At 70.8% G+C, this 17,992-nt stretch carries 19 protein-coding genes and 1 pseudogene; 13 read left to right on the top strand and 7 right to left on the bottom strand.

Features of this window, described 5'->3' with window-relative positions:
- Window positions 1-43 precede the first annotated feature (43 nt).
- The 5 genes from pdxS (at window position 44) to A5705_RS10020 (ending at window position 3,652) form a co-directional block, all read left to right on the top strand.
- Window positions 44-961, top strand: coding sequence for a pyridoxal 5'-phosphate synthase lyase subunit PdxS (gene pdxS, locus A5705_RS10040; protein ID WP_067882182.1), 918 nt, complete (start codon window positions 44-46; stop codon window positions 959-961).
- A gap of 14 nt (window positions 962-975) precedes the next feature.
- Complete coding sequence (gene tesB, locus A5705_RS10035; RefSeq protein WP_067882179.1) at window positions 976-1,812, top strand: acyl-CoA thioesterase II; 837 nt, start codon at window positions 976-978, stop codon at window positions 1,810-1,812.
- Window positions 1,809-2,405 carry a pyridoxal 5'-phosphate synthase glutaminase subunit PdxT gene (gene pdxT, locus A5705_RS10030; RefSeq protein WP_067882176.1) on the top strand — a complete coding sequence of 199 codons (597 nt, stop codon included), beginning with the start codon at window positions 1,809-1,811 and terminating at the stop codon, window positions 2,403-2,405. The genes tesB and pdxT overlap by 4 nt, the downstream gene beginning before the upstream one ends.
- Window positions 2,406-2,543: 138 nt before the next feature.
- The gene (locus A5705_RS10025) at window positions 2,544-3,299 is read left to right on the top strand and encodes a YebC/PmpR family DNA-binding transcriptional regulator (protein WP_067882173.1); all 756 of its coding nucleotides are present in this window, start codon (window positions 2,544-2,546) and stop codon (window positions 3,297-3,299) included.
- Window positions 3,296-3,652, top strand: coding sequence for a hypothetical protein (locus A5705_RS10020; protein ID WP_068277227.1), 357 nt, complete (start codon window positions 3,296-3,298; stop codon window positions 3,650-3,652). The genes A5705_RS10025 and A5705_RS10020 overlap by 4 nt, the downstream gene beginning before the upstream one ends.
- Here the strand turns inward: A5705_RS10020 and A5705_RS10015 are convergent.
- From A5705_RS10015 to A5705_RS09995, 5 genes are read right to left on the bottom strand one after another with little or no spacing between them, the layout of a single operon-like run.
- A complete protein-coding gene (locus A5705_RS10015) occupies window positions 3,649-5,223 on the bottom strand; it encodes a polyamine aminopropyltransferase (RefSeq protein WP_068277225.1) in 1,575 nt (524 codons plus the stop codon). The two genes, A5705_RS10020 and A5705_RS10015, sit on opposite strands and share 4 nt — an antisense overlap.
- Entirely contained in the window at window positions 5,220-5,675 is a 456-nt protein-coding gene (locus A5705_RS10010; RefSeq protein WP_067882164.1) for a DUF350 domain-containing protein, read from the bottom strand. Before A5705_RS10010 ends, A5705_RS10015 begins: the two co-directional genes overlap by 4 nt.
- Window positions 5,676-5,709: 34 nt before the next feature.
- Window positions 5,710-6,141, bottom strand: a complete 432-nt coding sequence (locus tag A5705_RS10005) for a DUF4247 domain-containing protein (RefSeq protein ID WP_068277388.1) — start codon at window positions 6,139-6,141, stop codon at window positions 5,710-5,712.
- On the bottom strand, window positions 6,138-6,644 hold the full coding sequence (locus A5705_RS10000) for a DUF2617 family protein (protein WP_068277222.1): 507 nt from the start codon (window positions 6,642-6,644) through the stop codon (window positions 6,138-6,140). The genes A5705_RS10005 and A5705_RS10000 overlap by 4 nt, the downstream gene beginning before the upstream one ends.
- A gap of 10 nt (window positions 6,645-6,654) precedes the next feature.
- Window positions 6,655-7,266 (bottom strand): DUF4178 domain-containing protein, encoded by a 612-nt coding sequence (locus tag A5705_RS09995; protein WP_067882159.1) that lies wholly within the window; start codon window positions 7,264-7,266, stop codon window positions 6,655-6,657.
- A 151-nt stretch (window positions 7,267-7,417) separates the two neighbouring features.
- Between A5705_RS09995 and ruvC the strand changes: the two genes are divergently transcribed.
- The 6 genes from ruvC to A5705_RS09965 all read left to right on the top strand — a co-directional run bounded on the left by ruvC (window position 7,418) and on the right by A5705_RS09965 (window position 11,785).
- On the top strand, window positions 7,418-7,984 hold the full coding sequence (gene ruvC, locus A5705_RS09990; RefSeq protein ID WP_067882156.1) for a crossover junction endodeoxyribonuclease RuvC: 567 nt from the start codon (window positions 7,418-7,420) through the stop codon (window positions 7,982-7,984).
- Window positions 7,981-8,577, top strand: coding sequence for a Holliday junction branch migration protein RuvA (gene ruvA / locus A5705_RS09985; RefSeq protein ID WP_068277219.1), 597 nt, complete (start codon window positions 7,981-7,983; stop codon window positions 8,575-8,577). The genes ruvC and ruvA overlap by 4 nt, the downstream gene beginning before the upstream one ends.
- Entirely contained in the window at window positions 8,574-9,620 is a 1,047-nt protein-coding gene (ruvB, locus tag A5705_RS09980; RefSeq protein WP_068277216.1) for a Holliday junction branch migration DNA helicase RuvB, read from the top strand. Before ruvA ends, ruvB begins: the two co-directional genes overlap by 4 nt.
- 110 nt (window positions 9,621-9,730) lie before the next feature.
- Window positions 9,731-10,381, top strand: a complete 651-nt coding sequence (locus tag A5705_RS09975; protein ID WP_067882137.1) for a hypothetical protein — start codon at window positions 9,731-9,733, stop codon at window positions 10,379-10,381.
- A gap of 138 nt (window positions 10,382-10,519) precedes the next feature.
- Complete coding sequence (locus A5705_RS09970) at window positions 10,520-10,906, top strand: DUF1304 domain-containing protein (RefSeq protein WP_067882134.1); 387 nt, start codon at window positions 10,520-10,522, stop codon at window positions 10,904-10,906.
- A gap of 114 nt (window positions 10,907-11,020) precedes the next feature.
- Entirely contained in the window at window positions 11,021-11,785 is a 765-nt protein-coding gene (locus A5705_RS09965; protein WP_067882129.1) for a hypothetical protein, read from the top strand.
- A gap of 61 nt (window positions 11,786-11,846) precedes the next feature.
- Here A5705_RS09965 and car read toward each other — a convergent pair whose 3' ends face one another.
- Entirely contained in the window at window positions 11,847-15,371 is a 3,525-nt protein-coding gene (gene car, locus A5705_RS09960; RefSeq protein ID WP_068277208.1) for a carboxylic acid reductase, read from the bottom strand.
- Window positions 15,372-15,512: 141 nt separating this feature from the next.
- On the bottom strand, window positions 15,513-16,853 hold the full coding sequence (gene gabT, locus A5705_RS09955; RefSeq protein WP_068277205.1) for a 4-aminobutyrate--2-oxoglutarate transaminase: 1,341 nt from the start codon (window positions 16,851-16,853) through the stop codon (window positions 15,513-15,515).
- Between the two features lie 112 nt (window positions 16,854-16,965).
- Here gabT and yajC point away from each other — a divergent pair, with 112 nt between their 5' ends.
- Entirely contained in the window at window positions 16,966-17,301 is a 336-nt protein-coding gene (gene yajC, locus A5705_RS09950) for a preprotein translocase subunit YajC (RefSeq protein ID WP_068277201.1), read from the top strand.
- A 45-nt stretch (window positions 17,302-17,346) separates the two neighbouring features.
- Window positions 17,347-17,992: pseudogene (locus A5705_RS09945) on the top strand (protein translocase subunit SecD); the annotation flags it as partial.

The raw sequence follows: 17,992 nt of genomic DNA, 5'->3' as shown, positions 1-17,992 counted from the left end.
AGGGGGAAACTCGCTCGTCGCCGACCACTAGAGTGGAGGCGCAATGGACGAAGACAACAAGCCAGTGGAGTCGGGCCAGGCCGTGACGGGCACGGCGCGGGTCAAGCGCGGCATGGCCGAGATGCTCAAGGGCGGCGTCATCATGGACGTCGTCACCCCCGAGCAGGCCCGGATCGCCGAGGGCGCCGGCGCCGTCGCGGTGATGGCGCTGGAGCGGGTGCCCGCCGACATCCGCGCACAGGGCGGGGTGTCGCGGATGAGCGACCCCGACATGATCGAGGGCATCATCTCGGCGGTGACCATTCCGGTGATGGCCAAGGCGCGCATCGGGCATTTCGTCGAGGCGCAGATCCTGCAGAGCCTCGGTGTGGACTACGTCGACGAATCCGAGGTGCTGACCCCGGCCGACTACACCCACCACATCGACAAGTGGAAGTTCACCGTGCCGTTCGTGTGCGGTGCGACGAACCTCGGTGAGGCGCTGCGGCGCATCAGCGAGGGCGCGGCCATGATCCGCTCCAAGGGCGAGGCCGGCACCGGCGACGTCTCCAACGCCACCACCCACATGCGCGCCATCAGCGGCGAGATCCGTCGGCTGACGTCGCTGTCCGAGGACGAATTGTACGTCGCGGCAAAGGAATTGCAGGCACCGTACGAGCTGGTCGTCGAGGTGGCCCGGGCGGGCAAGCTGCCGGTGACGCTGTTCACCGCCGGCGGGATCGCCACGCCGGCCGATGCCGCGATGATGATGCAACTCGGCGCCGAGGGCGTGTTCGTCGGCTCGGGCATCTTCAAGTCCGGTGCGCCCGAGCACCGGGCCGCCGCGATCGTCAAGGCCACCACCTTCTACGACGACCCGGACGTGCTGGCCAAGGTGTCGCGCGGGCTGGGCGAGGCGATGGTGGGCATCAACGTGGAGCAGCTCCCGCAGCCGCATCGCCTGGCCGAACGCGGCTGGTAAGCCGAAGGCTGTCGGTGGCGATCGAAGAGATCCTCGATCTCGAGCAACTCGAGGTCAACATCTACCGCGGTCGGGTGTTCAGCCCGGAGTCGGGATATTTCCAGCGCACGTTCGGCGGCCACGTGGCGGGGCAGTCGCTGGTGTCGGCCGTGCGCACCGTCGACCCGCACTACCAGGTCCACTCGCTGCACGGTTACTTCCTGCGCCCCGGGGACGCCAACGAGCCCACGGTCTTCATCGTCGAGCGCACCCGCGACGGCGGCTCGTTCGCCACCAGGCGCGTCAACGCCATCCAGCACGGCGAGATCATCTTCAGCATGGGGGCGTCCTTCCAGACCGATCAGGACGGCATCCACCACCAGGACCCGATGCCGGCCGCGCCGCCCCCCGACGGCCTGCCCGGGCTGACCTCGATCAAGGTCTTCGACGACGCCGGGTTCAAGCAGTTCGAGGAGTGGGACGTCTGCATCGTGCCGCGCGAGCAACTGCAACTCTCGCCGGGCAAGGCCTCCCAGCAGCAGGTGTGGTTTCGCCACCGCGACCCGTTGCCGGACGACCCGGTGCTGCACATCTGCGCGCTGGCCTACATGAGCGACCTGACGCTGCTGGGCTCCGCGCAGGTCAACCATCTCGACGTGCGGGAGCACCTGCAGGTGGCGTCGCTGGACCACGCGATGTGGTTCATGCGGGCGTTCCGTGCCGACGAGTGGCTGCTCTACGACCAGTCGTCGCCGTCGGCCAGCGGCGGCCGCTCGCTGTGCCAGGGCAAGATCTTCACCCGGACCGGCGAGATGGTCGCGGCCGTCATGCAGGAGGGGCTGACCCGCTACAAGCGCGGGTACCGGCCGTGAGCGCGCCACGCATCGGGGTGCTGGCGCTGCAGGGCGACACCCGCGAGCACCTGGCGGCGCTGCGCGAGGCGGGAGCCGAGTCGATGCCGGTGCGCCGCCGCGACGAGCTGGACGCGGTGGACGGGCTGGTCATCCCCGGCGGCGAATCCACCACCATGAGCCACCTGCTGCTCGACCTGGACCTGCTCGAGCCGCTGCGCGGGCGGCTGGCCGAGGGGCTGCCGGCCTACGGCGCGTGCGCCGGCATGATCCTGCTGGCCAGCGAGATCCTCGATGCCGGCGCCCGGGGGCGGCAGGCGCTGCCGCTGCGTGCGATCGATATGACGGTGCGGCGCAACGCTTTCGGGCGGCAGGTCGACTCGTTCGAGGGCGACATACCGTTCGCGGGCCTGGACGAGCCGGTGCGCGCCGTTTTCATCCGCGCGCCGTGGGTGGAGCGGACCGGGGACGGGGTGCGGGTGCTGGCCACCGCGGCCGGGCACGTCGTCGCGGTGCGGCAGGGACCGATGCTGGCGACGGCGTTTCACCCCGAGATGACCGGCGACCGCCGCATCCACCACCTGTTCGTCGACATCGTCAGGGGCCGCAGCTAGTCGGGGCCTGACCCCTGGCCCGTCGAGCGTGGGGCTTGTGGACGAATTCGATGCAGATCACGTGCTTAGGGCCCACACTCGGCGCACACGTAGACTCGTTGGGCGAGTTATGGAGCAACAGAAGAGGTAGAAACACCGATGAGCGGCCATTCCAAGTGGGCCACCACCAAGCACCAGAAGGCCGTCAAAGACGCCCGCCGCGGCAAGGAGTTCGCCCGGCTGATCAAGAACATCGAGGTCGCGGCCCGCACCGGCGGCGGTGACCCGGCCGGCAACCCGACGCTCTACGACGCGATTCAGAAGGCCAAGAAGACCTCGGTGCCCAACGACAACATCGAGCGCGCCCGCAAGCGCGGGGCGGGCGAGGAGGCCGGCGGCGCGGACTGGCAAACCATCACCTACGAGGGCTACGCGCCCAACGGCGTGGCGGTGCTGATCGAGTGCCTCACCGACAACCGCAACCGCGCCGCCAGCGAGGTCCGGGTCGCGATGACGCGCAACGGCGGCACCATGGCCGACCCCGGCTCGGTGGCATACCTGTTCTCCCGCAAGGGCGTGGTCACGCTGGAGAAGAACGGCCTGACCGAGGACGACGTGCTGACGGCGGTGCTCGATGCCGGCGCGGAAGACGTCAACGACCTGGGCGACAGCTTCGAGATCATCTCCGAGCCGACCGATCTCGTCGCGGTGCGCACCGCGCTGCAGGACGCCGGCATCGACTACGAGTCGGCCGAGGCCAGCTTTCAGCCGTCGGTCAGCGTGCCCGTCGACGTCGACGGCGCCCGCAAGGTGTTCAAGCTCGTCGACGCGCTGGAGGACAGCGACGACGTGCAGAACGTCTACACCAACGTCGACCTTTCGGACGAGGTGTTGGCCGCCCTCGACGAAGAATGATCGTCAACCATCACGCCGACCACGAGGGCTTCAGCGGCGCGATCGGGTTGATGGCCGCCCTCGGCATGCTCGCCACGGGGCGCGGTAACGCGCGCTTTGCCGCCGAGCTGGCCTCCGTGTCGGGCACCGACCGCGTCGTCGACATCGGTTGTGGCCCAGGCAATGCGGGGCGGGCCGCCGTCCGGCCCGGCGCCAAGGGCTTGGCGAGCCACGGCTGGACCGAACAGCAGGTCGAGTCCTTCGCGGCGCAGTGTCGCGCCGCCGGGTTCGCCGGCGTGCAGGTGGACGAGCACCGCCGCGGCCGAGGATCGGCGTGGGTGGTGCAGGCGGTCCGGCCGGACCCGGCCACCTAGTAGTAGCCGCGCCGCATGTCGTCGACCACGCGCGGATTGTCCAGCGTCGACGGCTCGAGGGCGCGGGGCCCGATGTCACCGGGGAACACGGTGGCCGCCGCGAGCACCTGCTGGTTGAGGAAACGCAGCGGGGGCGCGCCGGCCGGCATCGTGGGCACGGGCGCGGCGGCGGGGGTGTCGGCGCCTCGCGCCGCCAAGACGAAGCCCCAGTCGCCGAACGTCGGCACGTGCACGTGATACGGCGTGACCGCGTAGCCGGCGGCCCGGACCGTGGCGACCGTGCGCCAGAATGCCGTCGGCGTGGAGAACGGGCTGCCCGCCTGCACCACCATCAGCCCGCCGGGGGCCAGCGCGCGGGCGGCGAGCGCGTAGAACTCGGTCGAGTACAGCCGGCCCAGGGTGGGCGTGTCGGGGTCGGGTAGGTCGACGATGACCGCGTCGAACCGGTCCGGGGCGCCGCGCAGCCACGTCATCGCGTCGCCGATCACCACCTGCACCCGCGGGTTGTCCAGCGCGCCGCCGTTGGCTTCGCGCATGGTGGTGCGCGCCAGCTCGATCACCGCGGGGTCGAGCTCGACCTGCACGATCCTGCCGACGCCGGGCTGGCGCAGCAGTTCGCGGGCCGCCAGGCCGTCGCCGCCGCCGAGCACCAGCACCGAGCGCGCGCCTTTGAAATCGCCGTTGAAATCACCGCCCAGCGCCGGGTAGACCAGGCTTTCGGTGTAGCGGTACTCGTCGCGGGTGGAGAACTGCAGGCCGCCGTCCAGGTACAGGCGCATGTCGTTGCCGCGCCGGGTCACCACGATCTCCTGATAGGGCGTGTGCCGGTAGGCGACGATCGGGTCGGCGTAAAGCCGTTGCCTGCTGGTGGTTTCGATGTCGCCCGAGCGCGCCAGCAGGGTGGCGAGCAGGCCGAGCGCGGCGGTGAGGGCGCACAGCGCCGTCGCGAGTTGCCGCGGCGAGACGACGCGCCGCAGCAGGAAGAGCGCCACCACGGCCGCCGCCGCGAGGTTGACGATGCCGGTGGCCGCCGCGCCGCGGATCATGCCCAGCTGCGGCAGCAGCAGGAACGGCCACACCAGCCCGCCCAGCAGCGCGCCCAGGTAGTCGGCGGCGTTGAGGTTGGCCAGCGCCCGGCCGGAATCGGAGGCGTCCACCGTGCGCCCGCGTTGCAGCAGCGTCATCAGCAGCGGCACCTCGGCGCCGACCAGGCCGCCGATCAGCGCCGTTCCGACCGCCAGCACCCACGTCGAGCCGACCGAGCCGTCCAGGAACGCGAACACGACGTACAGCGCCGCCGCGGACAGCCCACCGATGATGCCGAGGGCCGCCTCGACGGCGACGAACGCGATCGCCGCGTGCGTCAGCAGCGGCTTGACCAGCAGCGCCCCGGCGCCCAGCGCGGCGATGTATCCCGCGACGATCAGCGACGTGGCGACGATGCCCCCGCCGTTGAGGCTGGCCGACAGCGTCAGCAGCGCGAGCTCGTAGATGATGCCGCAGGCCGCGCACGCCGCGACGGCGGCCAGCAGCACGGCGCGCCACCGCGGGGAAGCATCCACGACCGTCATGACACCGCCGCGGCGGTCACCCCTCCCACGGCGAGCAGTATCAACGCCACCGCGAACGATCCGGGATGCAGCTCCGGCTCGTCGACGTGCTCGTGGAAACTGCCCGGGATCAGCAGGTGCATCGCCAGCAGCGCGATCGCCAGCAGGATCACGCCCATCAGCCCGTACACCGCCACGCCGAGCAGGCCCTGCCCCAGTTGGCTGTAGCTGTTGGTGATGGCGCTGATGATGACGGCGGTCAGCGATATGTACATGGCGCCCGCGACGACGACGGCGTTGGGGCGGCGATCGATGAACACCAGTTGGCGCAGCCTTCCGGGGGTCAGCCAGTCGACCATGTAGAAGCCGATGAGCAGCACGGCCATGCCGACCGCGAAGTACAGGATCGTCGCGAGCGCTCCCTTCAGGACGGGAGTGACGTCGACGGTTCCGATCTCGACGGCGAGGTACATGGTTGTCTCCTTTGCTTTCTAATCGCCTAAGCCATCACTTGGTCCCGCCGGGGCCGCCCGGGGTGCCGCCGGCGCCGCCCGACGGGGATCCGGGGAAGAAGCCGGGGCCGAGAAAGATGAACGAGCCGTGGCTGTATCCGGCGCTCAGGGGTTCGACGCGGATGCTGCACGGTTGGTTGCCGTCGGGACCGACGATCACGATGTTGTTGCTGTAGCGCAGGTACTGGTTGCTGCCGTTGGCGGCGCGCGCCTCGGGCTCCTGATAGTCGGCGAGGGAGTCGGCGACCTGCTCGGGCGATCCGGTGCACACGTAGCGCGTTCCGTTCACGTCCCGCGAGTACTCGTGGTAGTGGCCCGCGATGTACGAGCCGATGTCCTTCTGCTGCAAGATGATTCCGAACACCAGGCACGCGACGGCCGCGACGGCCAGCGCGCCGGAGATCAGGAACAGGCGATTGCGGCTCACGGCCGCCACCTGCTCGCCGTGTGGACCACCAGGCCGCCGGAGCCCGGCCGCGGGTACAGGTGCCAGGTCTGCCATCGCCAGCCCGCGCCGTCGGGTTCGGCCGCCAGGGCGGTCAGGGCCGCGTCGTCGCCGGGGAAGGTGCCCCCGAGCCAACCCGGGCGGCCCGCGCACCGGTCGCGCAGTTCGCTCGCCAGCCGGCGGAAGCTCGCCTCGTCGTGCGTTTCGGTGCGGGATTGCAGGCGGTAGCCGGGGGCCTCCGACCGCCGCGGCAGGTCGCCGCCCACGGCCCGCGCCGTGCACGAGACCTGCTCGGAGAAGCCGCCTTTCGCGTGCTCGACCGCGACCACGTGCGACGCGCCGAGGACGCCGAGCCGCTGCGCGCCGCCGTCGGGGTGCCGCAGCCAGCAGGTGGCCAGCGGCGCCGGCGCGGGCGCGTTGAGCGCGAGTCCCAGCCGCTCGCCGGAGACGTCCGCCGGGGTCACGGCGAGCCGATGGAGGGGCACCGTGCGCGACCTAGGGGGCCGAGGGCGGGGGCGCGGGGTAGACGGTGAGCTCGCCGGTCAGCACCGGCTTGCCCGTCGAGATCTCCCAGGGCATGCCCGGGGCCCAGCGCTCGAAGGACAGCAGGGCGGTCTCGTCGGCGTTGGTGCAGTCGAGGAATTCCATCTCGCCGCCGGCCGGCAGTCCGGTGGTGCCCTCGGTGGTGTAGGAGGCGTGGCCGCGCTCCGACTCGTGAAACGCCACGCCGTCGACGACATACGAGTCGCCGGGCTGCAACGTGAGGTCCTTGCGGGTGACCCACATGGCCAGCTCCAGGCGCCCGTCGTCCTCCTCGACGCTGAACCAGACCGGCTGGTCGCCGCCTTCCAGCAGGTGCTCCCACCACACGAACGGGCCCTCGCGAAACGTCACCGACCCGCGGACCACGTAGTCGACGCCGCCGTAACTGACGATGGCGCCCGGACCTAGCTGGCGGGGCCCGAACTGCGGCATCGCGTTGAAGGACAGGGGGTCCTGGCGTCCGCTGGGGCGGGCGGCCTTCTTCGGGCGCCGCAAAGCGATGACCAGCACCACGATGGAGGCGATGAACAGCACGGCCGCGAGGACGAGCAGGAGTGTTGCCACACCAAACCTTCCATGCCACAGTGCCGGCCGCAGTGCCGGAGCGAACGTGGGCTATAAGTTAACAGCTTTCGGCCGGCGCAGCGTGTCTACCGGATCCCGTCGGCCACGCCCGCTAGGCTCTCGAACAGCTGTTCGTATGAAGGAGCCGGTAATGCGCGTGCTGGGCGTCGACCCCGGACTGACCCGATGTGGCCTGTCGGTCGTGGAGAGCGGTCGTGGCCGCAACGTCGTCGCGCTCGACGTCGACGTGGTGCGCACCCCGTCGGACGCGCCGCTGGCCAAGCGGTTGCTGGCCATCAGCGACGCCGTCGAGCACTGGCTGGCCACCCATCAGCCGGACGTGGTGGCCGTCGAGCGGGTGTTCTCCCAGGTGAACGTGACGACCGTGATGGGCACGGCCCAGGCCGGCGGCGTCGTCGCGCTGGCGGCGGCCCGCCGCGGCATCGACGTGCACTTCCACACCCCCACCGAGGTGAAGGCCGCGGTCACCGGCAACGGCGCCGCGGACAAGGCGCAGGTCACCGCGATGGTCACCAGAATCCTTGCGCTGCAAGCCAAACCGACACCGGCCGACGCCGCCGACGCGCTGGCGCTGGCGATCTGCCATTGCTGGCGGGCGCCGATGATCGCCCGGATGGCCGCCGCCGAGGCCCTGGCCGCCCAGCAGCGGCACGCCTACCGGGCGCGGTTGCAGGCCGAGCTGAAGGCCACCCGATGATCGCCTCGGTGCGCGGGGAGGTGCTCGAGGTGGCGCTCGATCATGCGGTGATCGAGGCCGCCGGCGTCGGCTACCGGGTCAACGCGACGCCGTCGACGCTGGCGACGCTGCGCACCGGGACCGAGGCCCGGCTGATCACCGCGATGGTCGTCCGTGAGGATTCGCAGACGCTGTACGGGTTCGCCGACTCCGACACCCGCGACCTGTTCCTGACGCTGCTGTCGGTGTCGGGGGTGGGGCCCCGGCTGGCGATGGCGACGCTGGCCGTGCACGACGCCGCGGCGCTGCGCCACGCGCTGCACGACGGCGACGTCGCCGCGCTGACCCGGGTGCCCGGCATCGGCAAGCGCGGCGCCGAGCGGATGGTGCTGGAACTGCGGGACAAGGTGGCGCCCGCCGGCGGTGCCACCCCGGGCGTCGCGGCCGTCAACGGCAACGCGGTCCGCGGCCCGGTGGTGGAGGCCCTGGTCGGACTGGGTTTCGCCGCCAAGCAGGCCGAGGAGGCCACCGACAGGGTGCTGGCCGCCGAACACGAGGCCACGACGTCCGGTGCGCTGCGGGCCGCCCTGTCGTTGCTGGGCAAGTCGCGATGACGGACGACTACCCCGACCGTGACGTCTCCCCGGCGCTGACCGTGGGTGAGGGCGACATCGACGTCAGCCTGCGGCCCCGGACTTTGGAGGAGTTCATCGGCCAGCCGCGGGTGCGCGAGCAGCTGCAGTTGGTGATCGAGGGCGCCAAGAACCGCGGCGGCACACCGGACCACATCCTGCTGTCCGGCCCGCCGGGGCTGGGCAAGACCTCGCTGGCGATGATCATCGCGGCCGAGCTCGGCTCGTCGTTGCGGGTGACGTCGGGCCCGGCGCTGGAACGCGCGGGCGACCTGGCCGCGATGCTGTCCAACCTGGTCGAGCACGACGTGCTGTTCATCGACGAGATCCATCGCATCGCGCGGCCCGCCGAGGAGATGCTCTACCTGGCGATGGAGGACTTCCGGGTCGACGTGGTGGTGGGCAAGGGACCCGGCGCGACGTCGATTCCGCTGGAGGTGGCGCCCTTCACCCTGGTGGGCGCCACCACCCGGTCGGGCGCGCTGACCGGCCCGCTGCGCGACCGGTTCGGCTTCACCGCGCACATGGACTTCTACGAGCCCGCCGAGCTGGAGCGGGTGCTGGCGCGCTCGGCCGGGATCCTCGGCATCGAGCTGGGCGCCGAGGCCGGCGCCGAGATCGCGCGGCGCTCGCGGGGCACCCCGCGGATCGCCAACCGGCTGCTGCGCCGGGTCCGCGACTTCGCCGAGGTGCGCGCCGACGGGGTGATCACCCGCGACGTCGCCAAGTCCGCGCTGGCGGTCTACGACGTCGACGAGCTGGGCCTGGACCGGCTGGATCGGGCGGTGCTGTCGGCGCTCACCCGCGGCTTCGGCGGCGGCCCGGTCGGCGTCTCGACGCTGGCGGTCGCGGTGGGCGAGGAGGCCGCCACCGTCGAGGAGGTGTGCGAGCCGTTCCTGGTGCGGGCCGGCATGGTCGCGCGCACGCCGCGCGGACGGGTGGCCACCGCGCAGGCGTGGACGCACCTCGGCCTGACCCCGCCGGCCGGCGCCGCCGGGCTGGGCCAACAGGGCCTCTTCGACTAGTTCCCATGGTGGCGACCCGCTTCGCCCGGCTACGCCGCGGCACTTGTGTGTTACGTCACGGTCGGCGGGGTACCCCAGGCTGCATCAGTACTTACTGTAGGAGGTTTCTGATGAGGCACACAGGCCCCGAATACGAACGCCCGCGTGCGTACATGCCACGCAGCCGCGGCGCCCTGAGCGGGCTGCTCCTGATCCTGTTGGGCGCGTGGGGGGCGTTGGTCCCCTTCTTCGGGCCCAACGTCGATTGGGCGTACATGAGCGATCCGGCGTGGACGTGGACCACCGCCAAGGGCTGGCTCGAGGTGCTCCCCGGCGCGGTCACCGCCCTGGGTGGCCTGTTGTTACTGGTCTCCGGGAACCGGGGCAGCGCCGTGTTCGGCGGCTGGCTGGCGGTCCTCGGGGGCGCCTGGTTCGTGGTCGGCCGGGCGTTCGCGCCGACGCTGGGTATCGGCGACGTCGGTCAGCCGGCGGCCGCGACCGACCTGAAGCGGGCCCTGCTGGAGGTCACGTACTTCACCGGCCTGGGCGCGCTGATCGTGTTCCTGGGCGGGGCGGCCCTGGCGCGCGCCGCGGTTCGGCACGCGCGGGACGTCGTGGTGACCGAACCGGCGCCCGTGGCGGCCGCACCCGCCGGGGAACCGGCCATGTACAGCGAGTCACCCCGCGAGGCGCGCTCCGACGTGCCCGCCCGGGGCGGCCTGTTCCGCCGGCGCGCCGGTGGCGGCCTCTTCGGCCGACGCCACCACCACGCCGGCGTCTGACCGGCGCGCGAAGGCGCCGGTAGCCCAGCTGCGACGGTTGGCTACCGGCGCCTTTGCGCGTCAAGCGGTCCCGGCCACCGCCGGTCGGTATTGTTCTTGACGCTGCAACCGGGCCTGTTCGACGAGCGAGGAGGAGCGATGCTCACCGCAGGGTTGGTCTTCGCCGCGCTGGCAGCCCTCCTGCACGTCTACATCTTCACGATGGAGTCGTTGACCTGGACGTCGCCCCGCACCCGCGCGAGGTTCGGCACGTCGGCCGAAGAGGCCGAGGCCACCAAGCTGCTCGCGTTCAATCAGGGCTTCTACAACCTGTTCCTGGCGATCGTCACCGGCCTCGGCATTCCGCCGGTGCTGATGGGGGACACGGCCGTCGGCGTCGCGCTCGTGCTGGCGGGGGTCGGGTCCATGGCAGCCGCCGCGGTGGTGCTGCTGCTGTCCGCGCCGGAGAAGGCGCGGGCCGCCGTCATCCAGGGCACGTTCCCGGTGATCGCCATCCTGCTCGTCGTGTTGGGGCTTTACCGGTAACACGAGACACACCGGGCCCATTGGCCACAACCTCGATCGGCCGCGTTACACCCGCCAGCGCCGTGGGTACCCCTGCGGGGCTGAAGTAGTCCGGCTTCGATCGAGGGGAAATTGATGGCAGACGTAGGAAATGGCCGACCCAGCGCGTTGTGGATGCCGCGCTCGCGTGGCGCGCTCAGCGGATTGATCTTGGTCGTTCTGGGTGCCTGGGGCGCGTTGATACCGTTCGTCGGTCCCCACTTCGATTTCGCCTACACGCCGGACCAGGACTGGGCATGGACCACCGGCCGGGGCTGGCTCGAGGTGCTTCCCGGAGCCGCGGCGGTGCTGGCCGGCCTGCTGCTGATCTTCTCCGGAAACCGGATCACCGCGATGGTGGGCGGGTGGCTGGCCGTGCTCGCCGGCGTGTGGTTCGTGATCGGCGGCGAGGTCGCCCCGATGTTACGCATCGGTTCCGCCGGCGATCCGATCGCCGCATCCGACCGCAAGCGGGCCGTCCTCGAGGTTTCCTATTTCTCCGGTCTGGGTGCGCTGATCATCTTCGTGGGCGCCGTCGCCGTGGCGCGCCTGGCGGTGCGATCCGCGCGTGATGTCGAGGTCCTGACGCGGGTGGCCGAGGCACGTGCCGCGCGGACCGCCGACCCCGCTTACGCCCAGCCGGTCTATTCCGAGCCGAAGTACACGCCGGGGCCGGCGGAGCCGTCGGCCGAGGTGTCGCCCGCGGAGCCGTCGGCCGAGGTGTCCTCGGGTGCGCTGACCCAACCGCGGGTGGATCGGTACGGGTCGGAAGGCGAGCCGAAGCGGGGATGGCGCCGCCAGCGCCCGGAGGGTGGGTCGCCCAACGCGGCCTACCTGCGCTGGCCCCACCCCCAGGGCTGAATAACCGCCTCCAGAGCGGATCGCCCAGCCCCCGCGGGGGCTGGGCGATTGCGCCGGTGCCTTACAGCAGTCCGAGCAACTGCAGGTCGGTGACGTACTTGACGATGATCGGCGCCGAAACGTGCGGGATGTCCTTGTCCGGGCCGATTTTCGCCTCCTGCACCGCGGCGCGGAACCGGTCGGTCGGCGCGAACGATCCGCGGAGCGGCTTCTCCGGCTGCTGATAGTTGTGCAGCAGCGGCAGCAGCGAGTACTGGCGCTGCCGTTCCGGCAGGGCCCGCATCGCACCCTCGAACCGGCGCAACCACTCGCCGTAGCCGGCGATGCGCTGGATCGGGTAGCCGGCGTCAACGAGCCAGTCGACGTATTCGTCGAGGCCGATGCCGTCGTCGTACGGGTTCATCACGTGGTACGTCTGGTACCCGTCCGCCTGCGTCCCCAGGGTGGAGATCGCCGCGGCGATGAACTCCACCGGCAGGCCGTCGTAGTGCGCGCGCTGCCGGTTGCCTTCGGCGTCCAGCTCGTAGAACGAACCGGGGGCCACACCGGTCGCGACCAGGCTCAGCATCAGCCGGGTGAACATGTCCGGCAGGTTGAGCTGGCCCGCGTAGGTGGTGTCGGCCAGGATCATGTCGCACCGGAACACCGCCACGGGCAGCCCGCACAGGTCGTGCGCCTCGCGCAGCAGCACCTCGCCGGCCCACTTGCTGTTGCCGTAGCCGTTGGCGTAGTTGTCGTTGACCGCCCGCGTCGCGCTGATCTGCCGGATGTCGGCGTCCTCGACGAACTTGCCCGGCTCGATCTGATCGCCGACACCGATCGTCGACACGTAGACGTACGGCTTCTGCTTGCTGGTCAGCGCGATCCGGATCAGCTCGGCGGTGCCCAGCGCGTTGGGGCCGAACAGCTCGCTGTACGGCAGCACGTGGTTGACCAGGGCCGCCGGGTCGACGATCAGGTCGACGGTGTCGGCCAGCCGCTGCCACGTCGCCTGGTCCAGGCCGAGGTTGGCCTCGCCCTTGTCGCCGGCGAGCACCTCCAGGTGGCCGGCGGCCAGCTCGCGGTAGTGCGCGAGCAGCTCGGGGTCGCCGCTATCGAAGGTGTTGTCCAGCCGGGCTCGGGCCTCCTCATCGGAGCGGGCCCGCACCAGGGCGATCACCTTGCCGTCGACCAGGTCCATCCGCTCGAGCCACTCGAGCGCCAGGTAGCGGCCGAGGAACCCGGTCGCGCCGGTCAGCAGCACCGTGCGCACCTCGGAGGTGGGCTTGGGCAGCTCGGGCGCGGCGGCCAGCGTCGACGTCTCGAGGAACTTGTCGAGCGTCAGGTCGCTCGCCCGCACCTCGGTGGCGTCCCGGCCGTGCCCCCCGCCATGTACCAGGGCGAACGTGGGCCGCTTGGTGCCCTTGCGCTCGGCCTCGATGTAGTCGGCGATGGCCCGCAGGTCGTTGGCAGGGCTGACGATGACGCCCACCGGCACGTCGACGTCGAAGATCTCGCGCAGCAGGTTGCCGAATGTCAAGGCGGACAACGAATCCCCGCCCAAATCGGTGAAGTGGGCGTCGGCGGACAGGTCGCTGGCCGCGGTGCCCAGCATGGCGGCCGCGGCGCGGCTGACGGTGTCGAGCGCCGGGCGGTCCGCGCCGTTGCGGCGCAGTTCGCTCAGCTCGTTGGCCTGGCCGGCGGCCAGGTCGGCGTAGAGCTGCTCGAGCCGCTCGCCGTAGTGCTGCTTGAGCTTCGGCCACGCCAGCTTGCGGATGCCGGTCAGCAGGCCGTTCTCCAGGCTGAACGGCGTGGTCTCGATGAGGAAGTCGCGTGGCACCTCGTAGGACTGCAGTCCTGCGTCTCGCGCCACGCCCTGCAGCGAGTCGGCGATCAGCGGCTTCAGCTCGTCGACCGCGTACCGCTGCAACGCATCCTCGGTGGGGACCACGACGGCCAGCAGGTAGGGCTGCGCGCTGTTGCCGTAGATGTAGATCTGGCGGACCAGCGGGCTGTTGCCGAACTCGGCCTCCAGCTTGGCCAGCGTGACGAACTCGCCCTGCGCCAGCTTGAGCACGTTGTTGCGGCGGTCGACGTAGGTCAGCTTGTCGGGAGCGACCTCGGCGAAGACGTCGCCGGTCCGGTAGAAGCCGTCCTCGTCGAACACGTTCGCGGTGGTCTCGGCCCGCTTGTAGTAGCCGGGGAACATGTTCTCGGTCTTGAGCAGCAACTCACCGCGCGGGTACGGCCGGTCGGTGGCGAAGTAGCCCAGGTCCGGCACGTCGACCAGCTTGTAGTCGACGACCGGTGGGCGCAGCACCTCGCCGTTGAACAGGACCATGCCGGCCTCGGTGGAGCCGTAGCCGTCCACCAACGGCATCTCCAGCAGCGCCTCCACCCAGTTCCGCAGCTCGGGTGAGGTCGGCGCCGAGCCCGTCATCGCGAAGATGAACCGGCCGCCCAGGGTGTACTGACGCTGCTCGTCGAGGACCTCGGCCTCGACGGCCCGGCGCTCGTCGGGGCCGGCGCCATCGGGCAGCCGCCGGTCGACCTGGCGCTGGAATTCGCCGAACAGGGTCTCCCAGATCCGCGGCACGAAGTTCAGCTCGGTCGGTCGCACCAGCTCGAGGTCCTCGAGCAGGGTCGAAAGGTCGCTCCGGGCGGCGAAGTAGGCGGTGCCGCCGTTGCCGAGGGTGCCGTAGAGGATGCCGCGGCCCATGACGTGGCTCATCGGCATGAAGTTGAGGGTGATCGACGCGGGGGTCTCGCCGAACCAGTTGTGGCTCGACCGGCGCCACATCTTCCCGACGTTGCGCGCCGGGTACATCGCGCCCTTGGGTGCGCCGGTGCTGCCGGAGGTGTAGATCAGCAGCGCCAGCGGGTCGTCGTCCTGGGGCGCCGGGAGCGGCGCGTCGGGCAGCGACCTCCCGCGGTCGAGGACGTCGGCCAGGGTCTCGACGACGACGTCGGCGTCGGCCAGCCGTGCGCGGGCGGCTTCGACGGCCTCGCGCTGGTCGTCGACCTCGGGGTGGTAGTCGAAGACGAGGAGTTCGGCCGGCGCGTGACCGCTCAGGAGCAGCTCGACGGCCTCGGGCAGCTGGTTGACGCTGGACGCGACCAGGCTCGGCTGCGTCTCGGCGACGATCGGCTGCAGCTGTGTAACGGCGGCGCCGGTCTGCAGCGGAACGCACACCGCGCCGGCGAGGCCCAGCGCAATGTCGATGGTGGCGTAGTCGACGCTGTTGAAGCCCAGCACGCAGACGCGGTCGCCGGCGCTCAGCAGGCCGTGGCTCAGGGCGCGCGTCAGCGCGCCGGCCCGCTCGCCGACCTCGCGGAAGGTGAACGTCTCGTAGCGGGGGAGCAGCTCGAGCGTGGTGCGGCCCGTCTTGGCGTCCCTCACGAACTCCACGACGCGCTGGCCCAGCGCCGGTCGCTCCGCGTAACCCTCCAGCACGGTCCGGATCACCTGGGGCAGTCGCAGACCGGGCTGTTCGAGTGCCGCGGCCACCGCGGGATCGGGCCGCGCGGCGGCGAACTGGGGGTCCTTGGCGGTGAGGTCGTCGACTCGGCGTGCGAGCCGCTCTTCGGAGGTGGTGTTAGTCGACATACAGCTTCCCTTGACTGGTTTAAGGAGTAAGTAGCTCGATCGCGCGACGCTGTGCTGATGGCTAGAACGTTAGCTAAACTAATGGTATTCCTCAACGGAACACCTAAGTTGTGACGTTGCGCACCCTCCGGCGGCCCGGGATCAGAGGTCGGCCAGGATGCGGCGCAGGATGTCGATGCCCTCGATCAACAGCTCGTCGCTGATCGTCAGCGGCGGCAGCAGCCGGATGACGTTGCCGAACATGCCGCACGTCAACACGATCACCCCGGCTGCGTGGGCCGCGGTGGACAACCTGCGGGTCAGCTCCGCGTCGGGCTCGGCGGTGCCCGACTTCACCAACTCGATCGCGATCATGGCGCCGCGGCCCCGCACGTCGCCGATCCGGTCGTCGGCGGCCTGCAGGCGCAACAACGGCTCTGTGATCAGCCGTTCCAGCTGCCGCGCCCGCTCGATGAGTCCGTCACTCTCGATCGTGGCGATGGTGGCAAGTGCCGCCGCACACGCGATGGGGTTTCCGCCGAAGGTGCCGCCCAAACCGCCGACATGCGATGCGTCCATGATTTCGGCGCGGCCGGTGACCGCCGACAGCGGTAATCCGTCGGCGATGCCCTTGGCGGTGCAGATCAGGTCAGGCACGATCCCTTCGTGTTCGCAGGCGAACATCGCGCCGGTGCGCGCAAACCCCGTCTGCACCTCGTCGGCGATGAACACCACGTCGTTGCGACGGCACCAGTCGAGCAGCGCGGGCAGGAATCCCTCGGCGGGCACGATGAATCCGCCCTCGCCGGCGATCGGCTCGATGATGACGGCGGCCAGGCTGTCGGCGCCGACCTGGTTCTCGATGATCCCGATGGTGCGCGCGGCGGCCTTCTCCCCGTCGGCGGCCAGTTCCTTGTCGTGCAGCCCGTCCCGATAGGGATAGGAGAGCGGCGCCCGGTAGACCTCCGGCGCGAACGGGCCGAAGCCGCTCTTGTAGGGCATGGATTTGGCGGTGAGCGCCATCGCCAGGTTGGTGCGCCCGTGATAGGCGTGGTTGAACGCGACGACGGCGGGCTTGCGGGTGTGGCAGCGCGCGACCTTGACGGCGTTCTCGACCGCCTCGGCGCCGGAATTGAACAGCACCGAGCGCTTCTCGCCCGAGCCCGGGGTGATGCGGTTGAGCTGCTCGGCGACGGCGACGTACTCCTCGTACGGGGTCACCATGAAGCAGGTGTGGGTGAAGTCGTCCACCTGCGCGCGCACCGCGTCCACCACGCGGGGCGAGGAGTTGCCGATGGTGGTGACCGCGATCCCGGATCCCAGGTCGATGAGCCGGTTGCCGTCGACGTCCTCGACGATGCCGCCGCCGGCGCGTGCGACGTACACCGGCAGGGAGATGTTGACGCCGCCCGACACCGCGGCGGCCCGGCGCTTGGTCAGCTCCAGCGATGTGGGCCCGGGGATTTCGGTGACCAGCTGGCGGCTCTGCTCGAGGCTGGCCACGACGTCCTCCTCACCGCGGCGCGCATGTCACGTCGCCGTTCAAGCCTATCCGTTCGGGCGCGAGTGAGCGGGGTCAGTAAGTGGCGACCTGCGATGCTGGCAGACTGGCCGCATGAATAGCTTGATCCTGTTCTTGCCGTTCGTGATCATCATGATCGGCATCATGTATTTCGGGCAGCGTCGCCAGCGCCGGGCGATGCAGGCCACCATCGACCTGCAGGAGTCGTTGCGGCCCGGCGACCGGGTGCACACCACGTCCGGTCTGGAGGCCACCGTCGTCGCGATCACCGACGACACCGTCGACCTGGAGATCTCGCCCGGCATCGTGACCACCTGGATGAAACTGGCCGTGCGCGACAAGATCCTGCCCGACGACCCCGCCGAGCACGACGCCCTCGACACCCTGGACGACGAGGGCGTCGACGACCGGGACGGCGGCCGACACTAGGCTCTGTCGGGGTAAGAAACCGAATCTCAAGGAGATACGAGGAACGTGGCATCGTCTTCGGCGCCGGTGCACCCTGCCCGCTACCTGTCGGTTTTCTTGTTGTTGCTGATCGGCGCCTACCTGCTGGTGTTCCTCACGGGCGACAAGCGGGCCGCGCCGAAGCTGGGCATCGACCTGCAGGGCGGCACCCGCGTCACGCTGACGGCCCGCACGCCGGACGGCTCGCGGCCGAGCCGGGAGGCCTTGGCGCAGGCGCAGCAGATCATCAGCGCCCGCGTCAACGGGCTCGGCGTGTCCGGGTCGGAGGTCGTGGTCGACGGCGACAACCTGGTGATCACGGTGCCCGGCAGCGACGGCAGCGAGGCCCGCAACCTCGGGCAGACCGCGCGGCTGTACATCCGGCCGGTGCTGAACTCGATGCCGGCGCAGGGCGCCGCGCCCAAGCCACCCGCCCAGGCGCCCCCACAGGGCGGCCCGGCGCCCGGCCAACCGGCACCTCCGGGCGGCCAACCCGCTCCCGCGTCGCCGGCGCCACCGCCACCGCCGCCGCCCGGCCAGCCGGGCGCGCAACCGCGGCCGCTGCCATGGACCCGACCCCCGCCAGCACGAGCGCGACGCCGCCGGCCGTGTCCCCCATCAGCACCGGCGGGGTGCGGCGGCTGGCGACGCTCGCCGGGTACAGGTTGTAGAA

This window comes from Mycobacterium sp. E787 (genome assembly GCF_001668725.1).
Lineage (GTDB): Bacteria > Actinomycetota > Actinomycetes > Mycobacteriales > Mycobacteriaceae > Mycobacterium.
Note: the sequence above shows the minus strand (reverse complement) of the source record. Positions and strands in the feature narration are given on the sequence as shown.